Raw genomic sequence first — 19,361 nt, forward strand, 5'->3', positions numbered from 1 at the left:
CGATAGAGATATTAACGCAGGACAAAATATTAAAAATGAAGCGATAAGACTTCTAACCGTAGGGGCTACGGGGTTAGCCTACTAAATATCTGTTCGATAGAACGGAGTTCGTAGGAATCCCCCACTTTAAACAACCCGTAAGGTGTTAAGTGGGGGTAGTTCAAGAGCTCGTACAAGCCAAACAACTGGAGGTTTAACAACGTGGAAATGACAACGTAAAGGCATCTTTTTTCGAATGAAGAAAAGAGATGCCTTTTTTGTATACAAAAACAGCGCTATGCCGATAACTAACATAAGGAGGGATCCACTATGCGTATAGGAAGTTGGACAGCGACAGGGATGTCAATTGTCAACCATATGAACGGCAACTGGAACGCCGCGAGTAAATCGATGTTGCGCCTTAGTTCGGGTTACCGCATTAATAGTGCGGCAGATGACGCAGCAGGGCTTGCGATTTCTGAAAAGATGCGCGGGCAAATTCGCGGTTTACAAATGGCGAGCAAAAATATTATGGACGGCGTATCACTCATTCAGACGGCAGAAGGGGCGTTAAATGAAACCCACGCCATCGTGCAGCGTATGCGAGAGCTAGCGGTGCAAGCCGCCAATGATACGAACACTGACGAGGACCGCCAAATGCTTGATTTAGAGTTTCAGGAGCTAAAAAAAGAAATTGATCGTATTTCCACAGATACTGAATTTAATACACGCACATTACTAAATGGCGATTATCAAGATAAAGGCTTAAAAATTCAGGTAGGCGCAAATAGCGGGCAAGCTATTGATATAAAAATTGGTGATGCTAGCCTAGCAGGAATTGGCTTGAGCACAGAGTCGATTGCTACACGAGACGGCGCAAATGCCGCGCTCAGTAAATTAGACGAAGCGACAAAAAATGTGTCGCTCAATCGCGCACAGCTCGGCGCTTACCAAAATCGCCTAGAGCATGCGTACAATGTGGCAGAAAACAGCGCCATTAACTTACAAGACGCGGAGTCGCGCATTCGCGATGTAGACATTGCCAAAGAAATGATGGCGATGGTTAAGGCGCAAATTTTAGCGCAAGTCGGCCAGCAAGTTTTAGCGATGCATATGCAACAAGCGCAAGGCATGCTACGTTTGCTAGGCTAAGTATAAAAATGGTACGATATGAAGATAACAACGAAAGAAGAGGTGCATACCATGAACAAAAAATTTTTAGTTAGTGCTACAACTGCTGCACTTGTTGCCTCAGCTGTAGTACCAGCTGCGAGTGCCGCTAATTTTAAAGACATTGAGACAGCGGTTGACCATAAGGCAGCTATTTTAGCTTTAGCTGATATGAAGATTATTAGCGGCTACCCTGATGGCACATTTAAACCAAATGCTACAGTAACACGTGGGAACGTCGTTAAATTTTTAGGAAAGTGGCTCGTACAGCGCGGCTATAAAATCCCAGAAGATGCGCTGACAAAGCAACGTTTTGATGATGTACCATTAACCATACATGATAAAGAATTAATTCAATATGCAGCGCTTGTTAAGGACAATAAAGTATTCGAAGGTAGCAATAATAAATTAAACTTTAACGGGCAGATGAACCGCCAAAACATGGCGCTCGTTTTAACACGTGCTGTTACGCAAGTGTACGGTATTAGTTTAACGGATTTGTATAAAGAGCGAGGCTTTAAGTCAGAAATTACAGATATTAAACACTTAGAAGCTTACCAAAGCGAAGCGATCATTGCGCTTGAAGCGGTAGGTATTACAAAGGTTAAACAATATAACCCAGCAGGCACAGTAAAACGTGGACAATTTGCTTCGTTTTTAAATCGTACAATAGAAGAGATCCCTAAAATTTCACAAAAAGAAGATAAAATTGCGAGCGTTAAAGTAGTATCGGCTCAAGAGTTATCTGTAACGTTTGAAAGTAAACGTGTTGTTGCAGTAGAGCTACTTTCACCACTACCTGTAAATAAAGAGCAAGAAATTACGATTTACATTGATAAAAAACCGTATACGGTCAAAGTAAAGTACGAAAAGCCTAACTTAGCTATTGTGAAGCAAGAGGCTATTAATGGTGGGCAATATGCAGTAACGTTTAATGAGCCACTTGCTGCTAAAAGTGCAGATCAAGTAAAGGCTTCATTTAAAGAGTTAGCATTTAACACGCCAAATAATGTGCGTACTGTAACGTTAAGCGAAGATAAAAAGACGCTCATCTTTACAATGGAAAGATATTTATTAGGCCAGTATGAAGTAACTTTAGAAAACGTACAAAATGAAGCGGGCGAAGTATTGCCAAAGAATACAAAAAAAGAAAGTTTTGCAGCTGATACGTATGCACCTCGTATTGTAGAGGCAGCTTACAAAAACCATAAAGTAACACGCATCTACTTCTCTGAGCCAATGAAAAACTTAGTATACGGCGAACTGTCGGCACGCAATAGCGCTAATGAAGAGGTTAAAGGCATTACGTACAAGTTAAGTGAAGACGGGTTATATGCAGATGCTGATTTAACACATGCGCATGTAAATAACGTGTGGGTAGAGCCAGAAGAGCAAATTACGATTTATTCGTCAATGAAAGATTTAGCTGGTAATTTAACAGACGAAGACTTTAAACGTATTAGCGTGAAAAAAGGTAAGAAAGATGGTACGCCACCTTATGTAATTGAAGCTAAACAAGCAGGACCGCGCCTCATCGAAGTTACATTCTCTGAACCAATTTTAACGCCTGATCAAGATAGCTTTGTCGTGAAAAAACGTAAGGAAGCGTACGATGTACAAACGATTACCTTAAAAGAGGATAGCGAGAGCACCTATGTTATTACTTTAAAGAACCATGCGGAAGGCGACTTAGTTATTACACCGAAGTCAGGTTATGTCGTGCGTGATTTATCAGGAGAACGTCTAGAAACTTTCTCTGTAGGAGCTACGATGACAATCGACCGTACAGTACCTAGCATTGTTAAAAAGGAAGTTTTATTTAAAGAAGGTCGCGAGTATTATGCGATTACGTATGATCGTGATATTGCCCTAACACCAATTACTGATACTGACAGTGAAACAGACAAAAAATCTGCACCTTTTGTACGCTACAGCGGTTCATTTATTGATAGTAGCTCATTAACGCATGAAATTGTTAATAGCTCACGTGCATACTTGCAAAAAGAAGGCACGCGCCAAGTGTTAATTTCATTAGCAGATTTATTTAATGGTCATGATCATGAGGGGCTAACGTATAAAGGGACGTTCTCAGTTAGCGGTATTAGTAGTCTCTATGGAGAAGAAGCACCAAAGACAGCGATTGATTTTACGTTAACGCGTGGTAAAGATACAGCGCAGTCTACAATTAAAGTAAAGCTAGATAGTGTGACAGTAAAAGACAATGACACAGTACTTGTGAAATTTAACCGCCCGATTGATGCAGCAAGTGCACGCAACACGGCTAATTACACATTAGTCGATAGCGATGCAGTCATTGAAAGTGTAGATGTGTTAGCAGATGCTCCTGATACAGCAATTGTTAAATTAAAACAAAATAGCAATAGTAAATCAGGCAATGTAACAGTACGTGTGAGCGGCGTTAAAGCGAAAGGCTCAGCCGTAGAAATGGATACGACAGCGCGTGAAGTATTATTAAATGAAAATATGCGCCCTTACTTAGTGAACGCAGAGTTTACAGATAAAGCATTAACACTAACGTTCTCTGAAGCACTAACAGTACCAGAAAATAGCTTTATCATCCCTAATAATATGAAAGCAAGCTATACACCGGGTTCTGATAAAGTCGTAATTGAGATGCAAAACAGCCAAAACGTCCCTCCTACGATAACCGTTAAAGCTGAGGATGTGAAAGACGTTAAAGGTAACTTACTGCAATTAGACCAAACGTTTACGAAAAAATAAACACGTTGATTGCACCACGAGGCGTAAGCACAATACGCTTCGTGGTTTTTTGTAGTAGTGCAGCTACTTCACACTACCGCGATAAAGTTGTATACTACATCAATAAGACATACGAGAACGAAAGGAAGAAAATATCATGACGAAAACGATTTGTGTCGTAGGCTTAGGCTATATCGGTCTACCGACAGCTGTGATGTTTGCCAACTACGGCGTAAAAGTACACGGGGTAGATGTCAACCAAGCGGCAGTAGAGAGTATCCAAAATAAAAAGTTACACATTGAGGAAAACGGTTTGCAAGAGCGCTTAAATAAAGCAGTGGATGAGGGCTTGTTAACGGCATCGACAACACCTGTCGAAGCGGACGTGTTTATCGTAGCCGTGCCATCACCAATCAACGCCGACCATACCGCTAACCTAGCGTACGTACGCCAAGCAACAGCCTCTATCGTACCATTCGTCAAAAAAGGCAATCTGGTCATTTTAGAGTCAACCGTACCACCAAAAACAGTAGAAGACGTGATGCTACCAGAGCTGCGTAAAACAGGCTTAGACGTGGAGACGGACATCCACGTCGCACACTCGCCAGAACGCGTTATCCCGGGTCGCATTTTTGAAGAGCTTATTCATAACGACCGCATTGTCGGTGGCGTTACACCACAAGCGGCGCAAATGACAAAAGAGCTATACGAAACATTTGTAGAAGGTACGATCCATTTAACGGACGCAACGACAGCTGAGCTCGTTAAAGTAATGGAAAACACGTACCGCGACGTTAACATCGCTTTTGCGAATGAGCTAGCGCAAATTGCTGAGAAGCTTGACGTTAACATTTGGGAGGCGATTAAACTTGCCAATTACCACCCGCGCGTTAACGTGCACTTCCCAGGACCTGGCGTTGGCGGTCACTGCATCGCGGTAGACCCATGGTTTTTAGTAGAGCTTGGCGGTGAGCAAGCAAAAATCATTCACTTATCACGCACGACAAATGACGGCATGCCTGCATTTACCGCACAAAAAACGCAAAGCCTATTAAATGAAGCAAAAATTGCAGGCGGTACGGTAGCCGTGCTCGGTCTTGCCTTTAAAGGTAATGTAGACGATATGCGCGAGAGCCCGTCAACGCACGTTATTCGTGAGTTACAAAACTTAGGGCTAAACGTTATTTCGTATGACCCACATATCACAACGAATAAACATGAGACGCAAACGCAAAACCTTGATGAAGCGTTAACGCAAGCTGATATTATTGTTGTTTTAACAGATCATAATGAATTTAAAGCATTAGAGCCAAAGACATTACAAGCGCGTGCTAACATCGTCTTTGATACAAAAAACTGCCTACCACGCGACAAGTGGCAACAAGCAGGCTTTAGCCATCACTTATTAGGAGATGCAAAAAACGTATGAAAAAAGAGCGCGTCCTCGGTATTTTAGTTAACACACAAAATTATGATGAGTTAATGGAAGATGTGTTTGCGCGCATTGCGCGTCGCGAAAAATCGCTCGTTGTGGCAATTAACCCTGAAAAAATTATGAAGGCGAAGCACGATCCGAGCTTACGTCGTTTATTAAACGATGCGGAGATCCAAATCCCAGACGGCATTGGCGTAATTTTAGCGTCAAAACTGCAAAAGGGGGATATTACCTCGCGTGTGACGGGCGTGGATATGATGCTGCGCCTTTGTGAGGAAGCGGCCAAGCAGCAAAAGTCGGTGTTTTTATACGGCGCTAAGCCAGGCGTGGCCGAAGCGGCGAGCGCTAAACTACAAGCGCTATACCCGGGCATTATCGTCGCTGGGGTGCAGGACGGTTATGAGCAGGACGAAGCGGTCGTTAAACAACACATTAACGAAGCGAAGCCGGACATTTTATTTGTAGCGATGGGCAGCCCAAAGCAAGAGAACTGGATCAACGCCAATCGCGATGAGTTACATCCTATTATATATCAAGGTGTAGGTGGCTCATTTGACGTATTAGCGGGAAACGTTAAACGCGCACCTGTAGCGTTTCAAAAGGCGGGCATGGAGTGGTTCTATCGTTTAGTAAAAGAGCCGTCTCGCATCAAGCGCCAGCTCGCTCTACCGCAGTTTTTACTTGAGGTTGTAAAACAAAAAGATAAAAAATGATTGTCCTTTTGCCGAATTAGTGTTAAACTTTCGGTGTATAGGAAATTTTCCTCTATATAAATATATAGAATTCCCTGCAAGGAATCGGTTGGTAGCCCAAGCGAAAAAAGCTCAAGCATGCAAATGCTTGAGCTTTTTTCGTTTTGTTGAAGAGTTGTCATAAAGTTTATTAAACAATTCAGGCGATTAAACGATATAATAAGTAAGGAGACGGTGATAGCAAGCAATATGACAAAATAATTACAAAAATATTATATTGTTGTATTTCGCTTGAAATATAATGCTATATCGTTGACAATGGCTATAGATGAAAAGCGATCTACATTTTGTCTTTGGGCAAAGGGGGCTCTCCCCTTAATAGCAAAATTAGATTGACATCTTTTTGGCATACTACTATACTTTTAGTGTAGTTGTTTAATATGCGCGCTTTTTGCATGCATAACAAAACATAATTTTTTGAACTTAAGAGGAGGAAATTTTTCTATGGCTAACCAACCAAAGAAATACCAAAAATTCGTAGCAACAGCTGCTACAGCTACTTTAGTAGCATCAGCAATCGTACCTGTTGCTTCAGCAGCAGAAACAAACTTTAAAGACGTTCAAAAGGATAGCGAGTTCGCACCTTATATTAATGACCTAGTACAAAAAAACATCATTAACGGATACCCAGATGGTACATTCAAACCAGCTGCACAATTAAGCCGTTCTAACGTTGTTAAAATGTTAGGTAAAACATTAGTATCTGCAGGACACGAAATCCCAACTGACTGGACAACTAAAGAGCGTTTCACTGACGTTCCATTAAGCACGCCAGACAAAGACCTAATCAAATATGCAGCAGTTGTTAAAGACGCTGGCGTATTTAACGGTAACACAAACGGTACACTTGATCCGTTAACAAGCATCTCTCGTCAACATATGGCTACTGTATTAGTACGTATGTTAGAAAGCACTTACGATGTAGATCTTAAGCAACAAGTTATCGACAACAAGTTTGAGTCACAAATCAAAGACTTAGACAAAGCTGGCGAAGCTCACCGCGACAACATCGTAGCACTTGAGTACGCTAAAATTACTACAGTTACTGACAACTTCCGTCCAACTGAAAACGTAACGCGTGCACAATTCGCTAAATTCTTATCAGTAGCACTTGAAGTAGCAGGTGTTAATGACGAAGATCCAACAAACCCATCACCAGGCATCGTTAAAGATGGTATCACTGACGTTAAAGCAATTAACGACACTAAAGTAGAAGTAACATTCGAAAAAGAAATCAGTGCAGACTTCATCCGTGAAGCAGAGAAAAACGGTAAATACTTCGCTGTATACACTGAAGGTAACTCAGTACAATCTAACACGACTGTACAATCTGAGAAAATCAACTTCAGCAAGAGCGGTAAAACTGCAGAGTTCACTTTAGCTACTAAAGATGCACTTGAGTCAGGTAAAAAATATTACGTAGCACTTTTAGACGGCCCTAACAACAAAGTAGCAGATGTTAAACACTACTACGGACCAGCTGTTCTTAAAGAAGCTGCTAACAAACCAGAATTCGAAGTATCAGCAGTAGCTGACAAAATCTTCGTAGACTACAGCACTAAAATGAAAGATTCTGCTTTAACTGTAGACAACTACAAAGTTTTCGATGAAGGCGGTAAAGAATTAGGACCACTTAAAGACTTCTTAAACACGAAAAACAATAAAGAAGGTAAATGGGTAGACCTAAACGATAAAGAAGAAGTTGAATTCAAACTAGGCGTTGATTCAAAACTTAAACTTTCTGCAGGTAAAACTTACAAATTAGTAGTATCTGAAAAAGTTAAAACTGATGACAACAAAACATTATCAGAATCAGAACGTACTATTAAAGTAACTACTCCATCAATCGATGAAGCTAGCCCAGAAGCTAAAGTTGCACGTATCGTAAACGAAAACACAATCGAAATCGTATTTAACCAAGATATCGATGGTAAAAACGTTACAATCAACCCAGCTCAACTTGACGTACGTACTTCAACTGGTAAAACAGTTAATGTTAAAAAAGTTGATACTACACTTAAATCAGGTACAACTAACACATTAGTATTAAAATTAGATACAGATTCAGACAACAAATTAGACAAAGGTACAACTTACAAAGTTGATATGCCTGCTAACGTTGTTAAAAACGGTATCTTTGTAAATGCTATGAACAAATCTACAACTGGTCTTGAAGCTAAAGCTCAAGAGAACGTTTCTATTAAAGAACTTTCTGCAAAAATCGAAGCTAACGCTAAGAACAATGCACAAGCTGACTTAATCTTAACATTCGACCAAGTTCCAGTAATTGATTCTACTTTAGTTAACTCTATCCAATTATTCGACAAACGCGATGAGTACAAACTTAAAGATGTATCAATTAATGATATTAAATACTACGGTGGCGACGAAACTGGTAAGTCAATCATCATCGAAGGTATGAACAAATTCCACAACGCTGACAAAGGTAACTTAGCAGTACGTGGCGACAAATCATACGATATCGAAATCAAAGCTGGTAAAGTAACAACTGACTCATTCGATACTACAGCTAAAGCAACAAACAAAGACAAATTAGTAGCATCTACTTCAGGTGTTGTTGTTGCTCACCCAATCGTTGACGAAGCTCGTCTACAATCAGCTGAAAAAATCGAAATCGACTTCAAAGAAAACATCAAAGGTAACATCGAAGCAAGCGACATCCAAATCGACGCTTACGTTGCTAACCGTTCTGATATCTTTGACGGCAAATTATCGAAAAACGTTAGCGGTTCAGGCTTCTTCTCTGTAGAAATTAGCGGTAAAACGTTAACAATTACAGCTAAAGAAGGCGTTAAGTTCCCAACGTCTATCGATGCAGCTAACTTCACAATCGCTAAAGATGTATTCACTAACGAAACAGGTAAAGTTGGTAACCCAGTAATCACAGCTAAACAAATCCGTGATGCTAAAGATATGATTGACAACGCTGCTCCAGTATTAGTAGGTGCAGAAGCGACAACTATCGGTAACGCTGGTAAAGGTGCTAAATTAACATTCTCTGAGAACGTTAAAACTGAAGGTTCTACAGCAGAACTTGCTAGCCTATTCTTCAGCGACAAAGGCGAAAACGCTACTGAAGGTGTTAAAGCAAGCTTCTCAGGTAACATTGCAACTATCGAGTTTAAAGAAGCTTACTGGATTAACAGCACTGACTTAACTAAAGTAACTGTTGAGTACAGCCAAGGTAACTCATTCTACTTACAAGATGGTTCAAGCAACAAAGTAGAAACTCAAAAAATCATTGGTCTTGTTAAAGGCGGAACTTCTACAGTAGATCCAGACCCAACAGAGCCAACTGATCCAGAACAACCAACAGAAGGTGAAACAGTGAAAGTATCAGAAATCACACACAACATCGTTGTAAATGATATCGAGCGTTCTACAAACGTAAGCTTCAAATTAGCTGATCTTCCAGCTCAATTCGAAGGTAAAGCATTAGTTATCGAATACAAAGGTCAAAAATATGACTTAATCGTTAACAAATACGACAAAACTGTAATCTTCGCTACACTTCCAGCTGTATTAAAAGAAGCAGAAGTAGCTGAACTTAACGTTTCTGTAAAATAATTCATTCTTTAAAAAATCATACTGAGAGAGGTACTACCTTTCTCAGTATTTACATTAAAAATAATAAGGTGGTATAAATTAATGAGTAAAAAAGTTACTGCATTAAGCACAGCAGCTGTATTAGCAGCATCAGCAATCGTACCGGTTGCAGCATCAGCAGCTCCTACAGAAGCTGTTAAAATTTCTCACGTTGTATTTACAACAGAAAACGGTCTTGCTTCATTACCAATGGGCGACTATAACGCAGCATTAACAGTTGGAGCACTTAAAGTAGCACCTTCACACGTGCAATTAGCAAACGGTGAAACTTACAAAATGGCTGACTACAACGCGGCATTAACAGCATCTAATGGTGACACTGCTAAAGCAGTAGAATTATTAACAGAAGCTGAAACACCAGTTAAAGACCAAGTTAAACCTGGTGAAGTAGTAAACGGTAAAGTAGTAGTAGAAGGCGCAGAAGTTAAACCGCCAATTACAGCTCCACAAAACCTACAAATTATTACTGAAGATAAAATCATTGCAGACGGTGTAACTACACAAGTTGTTACATTCAACCTTCTTGACAAAAACGGCGAATTAGATAAAGAAGCTAACAACGTAGTATTAGATCTTAACTCTACTTACGGTTTCTTATCTCAAAAACGTTTAACTATGCAACATGGTACAGGTCAAGTTATTTTACGTTCTGAGTTCTTAGCTAACGAAACAGTTGCTAAAATCGATGCGCAAATCATCGAAGCAGAAGATAACTACAAAGATCTTATCGGTAAAATCGTTGCTACGAAAAACATTACTTTCGTACCAGCAGGTGCTGGTTCAGCAGGTGAAGTTGTAAAACTTAAATCTGTAGTAGCAGCTAACTCTAACCAAGCTGACCGCGTTACTTTAACATTTGACGAAGAAATGACATTAGCTGACTTCTACGAATTAGATGCTAACCGTCAAGGTCTACGCCTTGTTAACGGTGAGCCAGTACTACGTAACAACGTAGAAATTGACCAAGCAATGTACAACACTGCTGAGAAAAAAGCAATTCGCGCTATTACAATTGATCCTAAAAACAAGAAAAACGCTGTAGTAATTCTTGAAAAAGAAGTAGGCGGAGTTAGCAATGTTTTAACGGATAACAAAGACGTATACGTATCTTACACAGATGCTGTAAACGAAGTTAAAAAACCTTCACGTGCAACATTCAAATTAGCAGATGCTCGTGTTGCTAACGTAACAAGCGTTGACTATGTAAGCCCACGTGAAATCACAGCTACATTCTCAGAAGCAACTCATAGTGCAGACTTCATTATTGATGCACGCTTCAAAGAAGACACATTCGATGTTAAATTCGGTGATGTTGAGTATGTAAACGGTGCATGGGTAGATACGCGTCATATCGCAACAATTACATTAAACAAAAACTACCAAGAGCCAGAAAAAATCAAAAACAAAGATGGCGTTGAAGTTTATAAATATCCAGCAGGTTACTTTGCTTCAGGTACACACGCACTAGAAGTATCTACAATCAAAGACTTCGCTGCATTAACAGATCCTAAAAACGTAGGTACTACACAAGTTCTTGAATTTGTTGTACCAACTGATAACCAACAAGCAGTTGTAACGCGCTATGTTGACTCACCTGAGCAATTCCGCGTTGACGTTGATAAAGACTTCGAATTTAAAGGCGGCAAATCATTTGCAGAGTCTGTACAATTCCAAGTTTGGGATCCTAACAAGAAAGACGAAAATGGCAAGCTAGGTGTTTGGGTAAATGTTGGAGACCACAACTTCGGTGGCAAAAAAGCAACATACAACGTAACACGTGGTAAAGACGCAAAAGGTAACCCGACTAACGAATTTAAAATTGAGTTAACTGAAGACTGGACAACAATTTACGACACGAAAAACACGAAAAATAACTACTATAACGATACTTTCCGTCTATACGTACCAGCTGAAACATTAATGACAGCTTCTAACGGTAAATATAACGAAAAAGAAATCGACTTACATCTAACTACAATTAACTCTAAAGATACAGCTTTAGCTACTCCAGATATCGTCAGCCCAGTAATTAATGATATCGTAGCTATCAAAAACAAAGCAGCTGCTAATAGCGGTCGCTCAGTAGTTGAACACTTTGAAGTTGAAATGTCAGAGCCAGTTAAATTAGCAGGCTTCCCAGATAGTTCTGGTGAACCGACATTAGCACAACAACAAGGTACACAATTACCTGTAACACAAGTTGAGTTCTTAGGAACTTACACTGATCCAACTACAGGCGTTACTAAAACATACACATTCCCTGGTAAAGTGAATGGTTATGTAGATACAGACTTCACTGATAAAACAATTAATGTTATGTGGTCAAATATCGATAACGCAATCGTAGTTAACGATAAACAAGTACGTAACCCACAAGAATTAGTTGACGCAGGTGGTTCACTAGACTGGAAAGTAGTTGTTAAATCTATCTCTGATGACGTAGGTAACACAGCTGCAACAGTTGACCGTGCATTCACTTTAGATCCAACAGAAGCACCTAAAGATGGTAAATTCCAAGTTGCACCAAAAGGTGGCGAAGCAATTGGTGACGGTAAATGGACTAGCGCAACAAACGAACCAAACATTACTTTCGCTGTTAAAGGTGAAGAAGGCGACAAAGTATTCATCACTTACACTGAAGCAGTATCAGTTACTGGCCTAGGCTCTGCTACTAACGTTAAAAACTACACGTTAAACGGTAAAGAACTACCAGTTTCTACTACAATCGCTTTAGCTGAAGGTGACGATAAAACTGTAGTAATTTCATTACCAAAAGGTACATTAGCAACTAACGATAGTAAGGAAAAGAACTCTAACGTTATTACATTAGCTAAAAACATCGTATCTAAAGAAGGTAAAGTGTTAAGCTATGACTTATCATTCACTTTCTTAACAGGTAATGTAACTCAAAACCCTGGAGCTACTCAAGCAGAAAAAGACGCTTTAACAGCGGCTATTGCTAATGCTGAAAAACCTGAAACTACTGAAGGTAAAACAGAAGATTCAATTAAAGCTTTAGAAGATGCTATCGCTCAAGCGAAAGCAACTTTAAACAAACCAACGCCTACATCAGCTGAAGTAGCAGCAGCTAAAAAAGCAGTTGAAGACGCTGTAGCAGCTCTTAAAGATGAAGAAGTAGCAGGTGAAGAAAAAGTGAAAACTGTTGAAGAACTAGGCTCAATTATCTTGCATAAAGAAATGACTGATGTAAATAAGTTAGTAGTTGGCTTTAAAGAAACAGATTTACCTGCAGACTTTAAAAGTGCAACAGGTAAATATGTTTTAACATTTAAAGGTCAAGAATACGAACTAATTGGTGACGGTAATAATAAAAGTATCGTTATTGATTACACTAAAGCTACACTTGAAGAAGATTTAAAACAAGCTACAATTACTTCTAAGTAACTATAGGCTTAAAATAAGATAATAATGCGGAGTAACTTTACTCCGCATTTACTTTAAAAAAAGGTGGTATATTAGAAATGGGTAAACAATTAAAGAAAATTGCTAAGTACTCAATGGCAGCAGCATTAGCTACTTCAGCTTTAGTGCCTTCAGCAGTAGCATTAGCAGCAGACGAAAAAGCAGTAGCGAAAGACATTACTAAAGTAGTGGTAAAAAACGCTAATGATGTTTTAGTAGAGTTAGATATCCAAAACTATGGTGCAGCTTTATTATTTGATACTATTGTAGATACTGACATTAAATATATAGTGGCTGACAATGGCGATGTTTATGATTTACAAGATTATGGACAAGCATTGTTATTCAATGATACAAAAGAAGGCGCTTTAGAATCTCTTAAAGATAAAGCTGTAGATGTAAATACTTTAGATATTAAAGAAGGTACAATTTCTGAAGATGGCAAGGCAGTTCCAAATGACGAAACTCCTGAAGAAAAGGTAAACGAAACGTTTTTCTATAACTTAGCGGCGTAAGCCAAAGTAATGCTAAGGAAATGAAAGGAAGCATCATTTGCTTCTAACTATCATTTAGAAATGCTCAGTGCAAGTCTGAGCCGCGGCTAACAGTCTAGTAAAGTCGTGAGCCTAATCCTCCTGTATCCAGGAAGCGTCTAACAGCGCTGAGGGGTAAAGTCAGGTGAAGTCGTACTCGAACGTCAGAAAAGAAATCGAGGCGGGGCTCCAAAAAATAACTATGGCTAGGATAACGAATCCATGTAGAAGCATTATAAGCGAGTATGTGTTGCGTATTGCTAGGAGTTCAACACATATCACACTATCTTAAATGGTAGCGTAGCATGACCGAATAATTGAGACTGTTAAACGGTAATGTCCTTATAGTGGAGAGTGGGAGCCTAAGGTTATGAATAAAAGGATATAAATGATGGAACGTTTGAAGTTTTTTATACGGAGGCTTGTTAGAGCCAGTGAGGTATAAAAAATGGCAGCAGGTTCGTAGTAGTGTTGATCGATTGCCGTATGTATCCTTACAGTAATGTAGGGAGAGGGTAAAACAATCGGGAGCGAAGGAATCTAGTCAGTGATAAGCAATTACAATTATTTCCCCAAAGTATTTGTAAGAAGCTACTAAAATTAATTTTTTTTGGTCAATGTCTAGTTACATTGGCGCAAGCAAAAAGAATAGAATTTTAGCGACAAAAATCAACTGATGACACGCCGTATGCGGTGAAAGTCGCACGTACGGTGTAGGCTCTAAGCGAAAATTGAGTCTACAGAATTTACTAAGAAACGATAAAAAACAATAAATTTTAGCAAAAATGTTAATGCATTGCTTTTTTTTACCTATTGACTAGGTATTTTATCTTAAAAAGTTAAAAACTATAGTTGTACGTACAACTCAATTTTTTACAAAGACACAAGCTATAGTTATAGTGCTAAAATACATGATTTCCTTGTTTTTTGTTAATATTACGTTAAATTTCTGTAAATACTCAATATAAGCAGAGAATAGCACTAAGGAAGACCTTGCTAAAGCAATCGACGAAGCTAAAGCAGCACTTAAAGAAGTAGAAGCTGACAAAAAAGCAGCTTTACAAGAAGCAATCGACAAAGCTGAAGCAGTAGCAGAAACAGAAGACGCTACAGCAGAAGAAATCGCAGCAGCAGTTAAAACTTTAAACAAAGCAGTAGCAACAGCTAAAGGCGAAGAGCCAGCAGAAGCAGTTGCAGTTGAATCTGTAAAGGCGATTAACGAAACATCTGTAACTGTAGTGTTAACAGAAGCTCCAGCAGAAGACGCAACAGCAGAAGCATTTGAAGCAACTGTTGGCGGTACAGCAGTAGCAGTAACAAAAGCTGTTAAAGATTTAACAGATGTTACAGGTAAAACATACGTATTAACAGTGGCGTCATTAGATGGCAAAGCTGGTACATTAACAGTAAATGGTGCAGAAAAAGCATTCGACTTCTTAGCTCCAGAAATTACTGGTGTAACAGTTAAAGGTGCTAAAACAATCGTTGTAGCATTTAACGAAGCGTTAAAAGAAACAACAGTTAATAAAGGTGCATTTACTGTAAATAAATTATCTGATTCAACACCAAATGTTGTAACTTCAGCAGTATTAAACGCTGATGGTAAATCAGCAACTTTAGTATTAACTGATAACTTAACAGTAGCTAACTATTCAGTAGCATTAGCAACAGCAGTAGAAGACGTAGCTGGTAACAAAATGTTAGTTGGTACTGAAGAAACATTCAAACCAACAGCAGCAGAAGTAGCTGCTGTAGCGGCTCCAGAAGTAATTAAAGCAGCATACGATGTTGAACGTGGAGAGTTAGTAGTAACTCTTGATAAAGACTTAACAGTAGCTGATGTAACAAAATTAGCAATCAATGATGTGAAATTAACATCTGCTGACGTATTAACTCGTTCTGGTAACACAGTAACAGTTAAGCTAGGTACAGCTTCTAAAGCAGCTGTTAAAGCAATCGAAGGCGAATTAACATTAAACGCAGCAGCAGAAGCATTCGCAGCTGGTACAGATAAATCAGTAGTTGTTGAAGCAGCTATCGAAAAGAAAGTACCTGCAACAATTCAAACTGCAGCTTACAATGAAGAAACTAACGTATTAACAGTAACATTCGATCAACCAGTTAAAATTGCTACAGCAGGATCTATTAAAGTAGGTGCTTCTGCAACAGCATTAGCTACTGTAGCGGGTGCTAAAGTAAATGGCGAAACTTTACCAGCATTAGCAGACCAAACTGCAGCAACAACTTGGGAATTAGAATTAACTACAGGTGTATCAGTATTAGAAAATGATTCAGTTGATACAACTAAATTAAAAGTATTTGCTGATGAAAATGCATTCCAAACAGAAGGTAAATTAGGTAATGCTGGAATTGAGTACGCAGCAGGTACAGCAGTAGCTTACACTGCCGACGTAACAGCTCCAACAACAAAAGCGGTAACTTTATACCACACTAATAATGGTGGTACAGAAACAATTGAAATCGAAGCAGAATTCTCTGAAAAAGTTTCAGCAACTGCAAGCAATGCAATTCTATTATTATCAGCTGATGGTGTAACTTTCGTAAAAGTTAAAAACACAGCAGATTTAACTAGCGCAACTAAAGGTGCATTTGTAGTAGACAAAGAAGTTCAAGCTGATGGTACAGATGTTGCTTCTATGGACAAAACTAAAGCAGAAGCTAAATTAGTTGAGTGGTACACAAATGGCAAAGAAATTAAAGTTTCTTACGCTAAAGAACAAGTTAAAGATGACAACGGTTTAGATAACGTAGCAGTTGCACATAAAGACGGTATCGTTCTTGATGTGAAAGACTACGTGAAACCAACTGTAGTTACTAGTGGAACTAATAACGATGGAAGTACTCCTGCAAGTGCGGGTATTTTTGAACAAGATGCTAAGAACTTCGTAGTTAAGTTCTCAGAAGTGTTAGATTCAGCATCAGTAACAGCAGCAAACTTCGTAATTAAAGATGCAAAAGAAGCAGCATTAGCTGTTGAAAAAGTAACTTTATTAAACGATGGTAAATCTGTATTAGTAACAACAGCTGCACAAGCTAAAAATGCTCCTTACACATTAACGTTAGGTGCAATTAAAGACGCAGCAGGTAACACATTAGCAACTACTCCAGCAATTTCATTCACAGGTGTAGATACTGAAGTATCTGGTAAAGTAGCTGTACAAAACACTACTGAATTCAACATCGTGAAAAATGGTGAAGATACAATCGTTGTTAAATTTGACAATCCAGTTAATAAAGCAACTGCAGAAGCGATTGCTAACTACAAATTATTCACATTCAATCCAAACGCAGCAGCAGATGCAACGGACAAAGTGAATTTACCAGTAGCATTAACTGATGCAACAGTTACTTTAAATGCTGCTCAAACTGAAGCAACAATTAAATTAGGTTCTGTAAACTTACAAGCAGCAACTCAATATAAATTAACGGTTGCAAACATTACGGGCTTAAAAGAAGGTCAAACTTTAGATACAACTAAAGCAACAGCTTCTACAACAGCGCCAACAGTAGTAGGTACTTTCTCAGCTCCAACGGGTGTAGCAACAGTTAATAATGGTATTACTACGGTTACATTAACATTTGATGAGGCATTAAATGCAACAACTGCTCAAGCAGTAGCGAACTACTCAATCGGTGGAGTTAATCCAACAGGTGCTACTTACAACTTCGATGCAACGAAGAAACAAGCAACTGTAACATTAACATTCCCAGCATCAGTATCAGCTGGTACATCTGTAATCGTTGACCTTGCAGCAAAAACTCAAACAGTAACAGGTGTTCAAAACTTAGCTGGTCAAGTAGTAAGCGGTCCAGTAACTGCTCCAGTATCTGACTTACAAGCACCAGAATTTGATTCAGAAACGCCTATCGTAGCAACAGCTGTAGCAGGTGATGACAGCATTACATTAACATTTAATGAAACGATTGCTAACAATGCAGTTTCTACAAACCCTGAGAACTATGTAGTAACAGTTGGTGGAACAGTAGTACCTGCTAAAACAGCTGCAGGCGCTAATAATTACACTCCAGTTGTTAACGGTAAAAAAGTAACTATCACTTTACCTACTACAACTCAATTATTAAAAGATCAAACAGTTTCTGTAACTGTTAAGAATATCCGTGATGCAGCAGCTAACCCAATTGCTGAAACAACAGTTTCTACTAAAGTAGTTACAAGCGTACCAGCATTTGAAACTGCAATTACTGCAGTACAAACTTCTGCGAATGAAATCGAATTAACATTTGCAAGAAATATCGTAGCTTCAACAGTGGGTAAAGAAGACTTTGCAATTAAAGATAATGCAAACACAATTGCAGCAGTTGATGTAAAAGATAGCAAAACAGTTGTATTAACATTATCTACACCAGTTGTTTCTGGTACTCCTGTATTAACAGTAGTAGCTCCAACAGGTGATACATTCGAAATCCTAGATGAAGTTGGTAACAAACTTGACGCTTCAAAAGTAATTGGTTCTGGCGTAACTGCTACAATCACATCAAACTACGCAGCAGCATTAACAGCGCTATCTACTTTAGAAGCTTCACCAACAGTAACAAATTACGCAGCAGCTAAAACTGCTGTAATAAGTGGTGCAAGTGATGCAACTCCTGTAGCTAAAGCAGAATTAGCTGATCGTCTAGCTAAGGTAACAGCTGTAAATGTAGCAGCGACTGAAGATTTAACAGCATTACAATCAGTTATTACTGATGATACAACTGTAAAAACTATTAACTTTACAGAAGCTGTTACATTATCTTCAACTTTAACAGTTGCACGTGATTTAACAATCAACGGTACTGACGGTAAAGTAATTATAACTGCACAATCAATTGGTATCCAAGTAAATAGTCCTGCTAAAGTTACTGTAAACAACTTAGAATTAACAACAGCTACAGGCACTTACGGTATTGTTTCAGCACCAGGTTCTGAGTTAACAGTAAAAGATTCAATTATTAAAGGCTTCAGTGATGTTAGTATTTATGGTCAAGGTAAATTAGTTGCTACAGGTAACAAATTTACTGTAGGTGGTATTAACTTAGAAGTAGCTAAATTAGCTGATTCTACAATTTCAGGTAATGAATTCTCTGGAATGACAACTGGTATTTTATTAGTTGATGTAGCTAATTCTGGAGTGATTACAACTACTTCAACAGAAGCACAATTAAAATCTTTATTCTCAGCTAATACATTTACTACTTTAGGTGAGCATGATCATTTCTATACTTTAACAGGTGGTACTGATAAGATTGCTGATGGTTTAGCAGTTGGTGCTGGTACTAAAGATGATAAAACGATTGTTATTGATGGCAAAGGTGTTACAAAAGAAGTAACTGCTAAACAATAAAACGAAACGTTACTCTATAAGCTAGTTTACTAGCGAAGTGAGTGGAACTTAGTCTTGTGACTTAGAACAACTTAGATTTTCTCGGAATTCTACATTTGTTTGAAAGCTCACAAGGCTTTTTTCTAACTGTTAGAGCGTATTAATAGGTGTAATTCCTATTCATGGGCAACAGTTCCAAACTGCTCATGAGCCTAATCCTCCTGCGTCCAGTGCGTGACGACCAATCACAAAGGGGCGAAGTCAGGTGAAGTCGTAATTGGTGAGAGTCCAATGCGGGGTTCCATGAAAAATGGCTATGGCTAGGTAGACGAATCCACGTAAGCTGCGAATGGTACGTATGAATGTGTAAAAGCGA

9 protein-coding genes are annotated in these 19,361 nt (G+C 38.9%); 8 read left to right on the plus strand and 1 reads right to left on the minus strand.

The window, feature by feature from the left end:
- The first annotated feature begins 309 nt into the window (after positions 1 to 309).
- The 7 genes from DDE80_RS09115 (at position 310) to DDE80_RS09145 (ending at position 13,622) form a co-directional block, all read left to right on the plus strand.
- Positions 310 to 1,131: a flagellin N-terminal helical domain-containing protein gene (locus tag DDE80_RS09115; RefSeq protein ID WP_108307351.1), complete on the plus strand. Its 822-nt coding sequence runs from the start codon at positions 310 to 312 to the stop codon at positions 1,129 to 1,131.
- A gap of 51 nt (positions 1,132 to 1,182) precedes the next feature.
- Entirely contained in the window at positions 1,183 to 3,891 is a 2,709-nt protein-coding gene (locus DDE80_RS09120; protein WP_161952306.1) for an S-layer homology domain-containing protein, read from the plus strand.
- Positions 3,892 to 4,027: 136 nt separating this feature from the next.
- Positions 4,028 to 5,299 (plus strand): nucleotide sugar dehydrogenase, encoded by a 1,272-nt coding sequence (locus DDE80_RS09125; protein ID WP_108307353.1) that lies wholly within the window; start codon positions 4,028 to 4,030, stop codon positions 5,297 to 5,299.
- A complete protein-coding gene (locus DDE80_RS09130) occupies positions 5,296 to 6,018 on the plus strand; it encodes a WecB/TagA/CpsF family glycosyltransferase (RefSeq protein ID WP_108307354.1) in 723 nt (240 codons plus the stop codon). The genes DDE80_RS09125 and DDE80_RS09130 overlap by 4 nt, the downstream gene beginning before the upstream one ends.
- A 483-nt stretch (positions 6,019 to 6,501) precedes the next feature.
- Positions 6,502 to 9,645 carry an S-layer homology domain-containing protein gene (locus DDE80_RS09135; protein ID WP_108307355.1) on the plus strand — a complete coding sequence of 1,048 codons (3,144 nt, stop codon included), beginning with the start codon at positions 6,502 to 6,504 and terminating at the stop codon, positions 9,643 to 9,645.
- An 81-nt stretch (positions 9,646 to 9,726) separates the two neighbouring features.
- The gene (locus tag DDE80_RS09140) at positions 9,727 to 13,089 is read left to right on the plus strand and encodes a hypothetical protein (RefSeq protein ID WP_108307356.1); all 3,363 of its coding nucleotides are present in this window, start codon (positions 9,727 to 9,729) and stop codon (positions 13,087 to 13,089) included.
- Positions 13,090 to 13,166: 77 nt separating this feature from the next.
- Entirely contained in the window at positions 13,167 to 13,622 is a 456-nt protein-coding gene (locus DDE80_RS09145; protein WP_108307357.1) for a hypothetical protein, read from the plus strand.
- Positions 13,623 to 14,505: 883 nt separating this feature from the next.
- On the opposite strand, the gene DDE80_RS15045 is transcribed toward DDE80_RS09145, so the two are convergent.
- Entirely contained in the window at positions 14,506 to 14,790 is a 285-nt protein-coding gene (locus DDE80_RS15045; RefSeq protein ID WP_153060887.1) for a hypothetical protein, read from the minus strand.
- An 88-nt stretch (positions 14,791 to 14,878) separates the two neighbouring features.
- Here DDE80_RS15045 and DDE80_RS09150 point away from each other — a divergent pair, with 88 nt between their 5' ends.
- Positions 14,879 to 19,006, plus strand: coding sequence for a beta strand repeat-containing protein (locus DDE80_RS09150; RefSeq protein ID WP_108307358.1), 4,128 nt, complete (start codon positions 14,879 to 14,881; stop codon positions 19,004 to 19,006).
- Positions 19,007 to 19,361: the final 355 nt, after the last annotated feature.

The sequence above is a fragment of the Metalysinibacillus jejuensis genome (genome assembly GCF_003057615.1).
In the GTDB taxonomy this organism is placed as follows: domain Bacteria; phylum Bacillota; class Bacilli; order Bacillales_A; family Planococcaceae; genus Metalysinibacillus; species Metalysinibacillus jejuensis.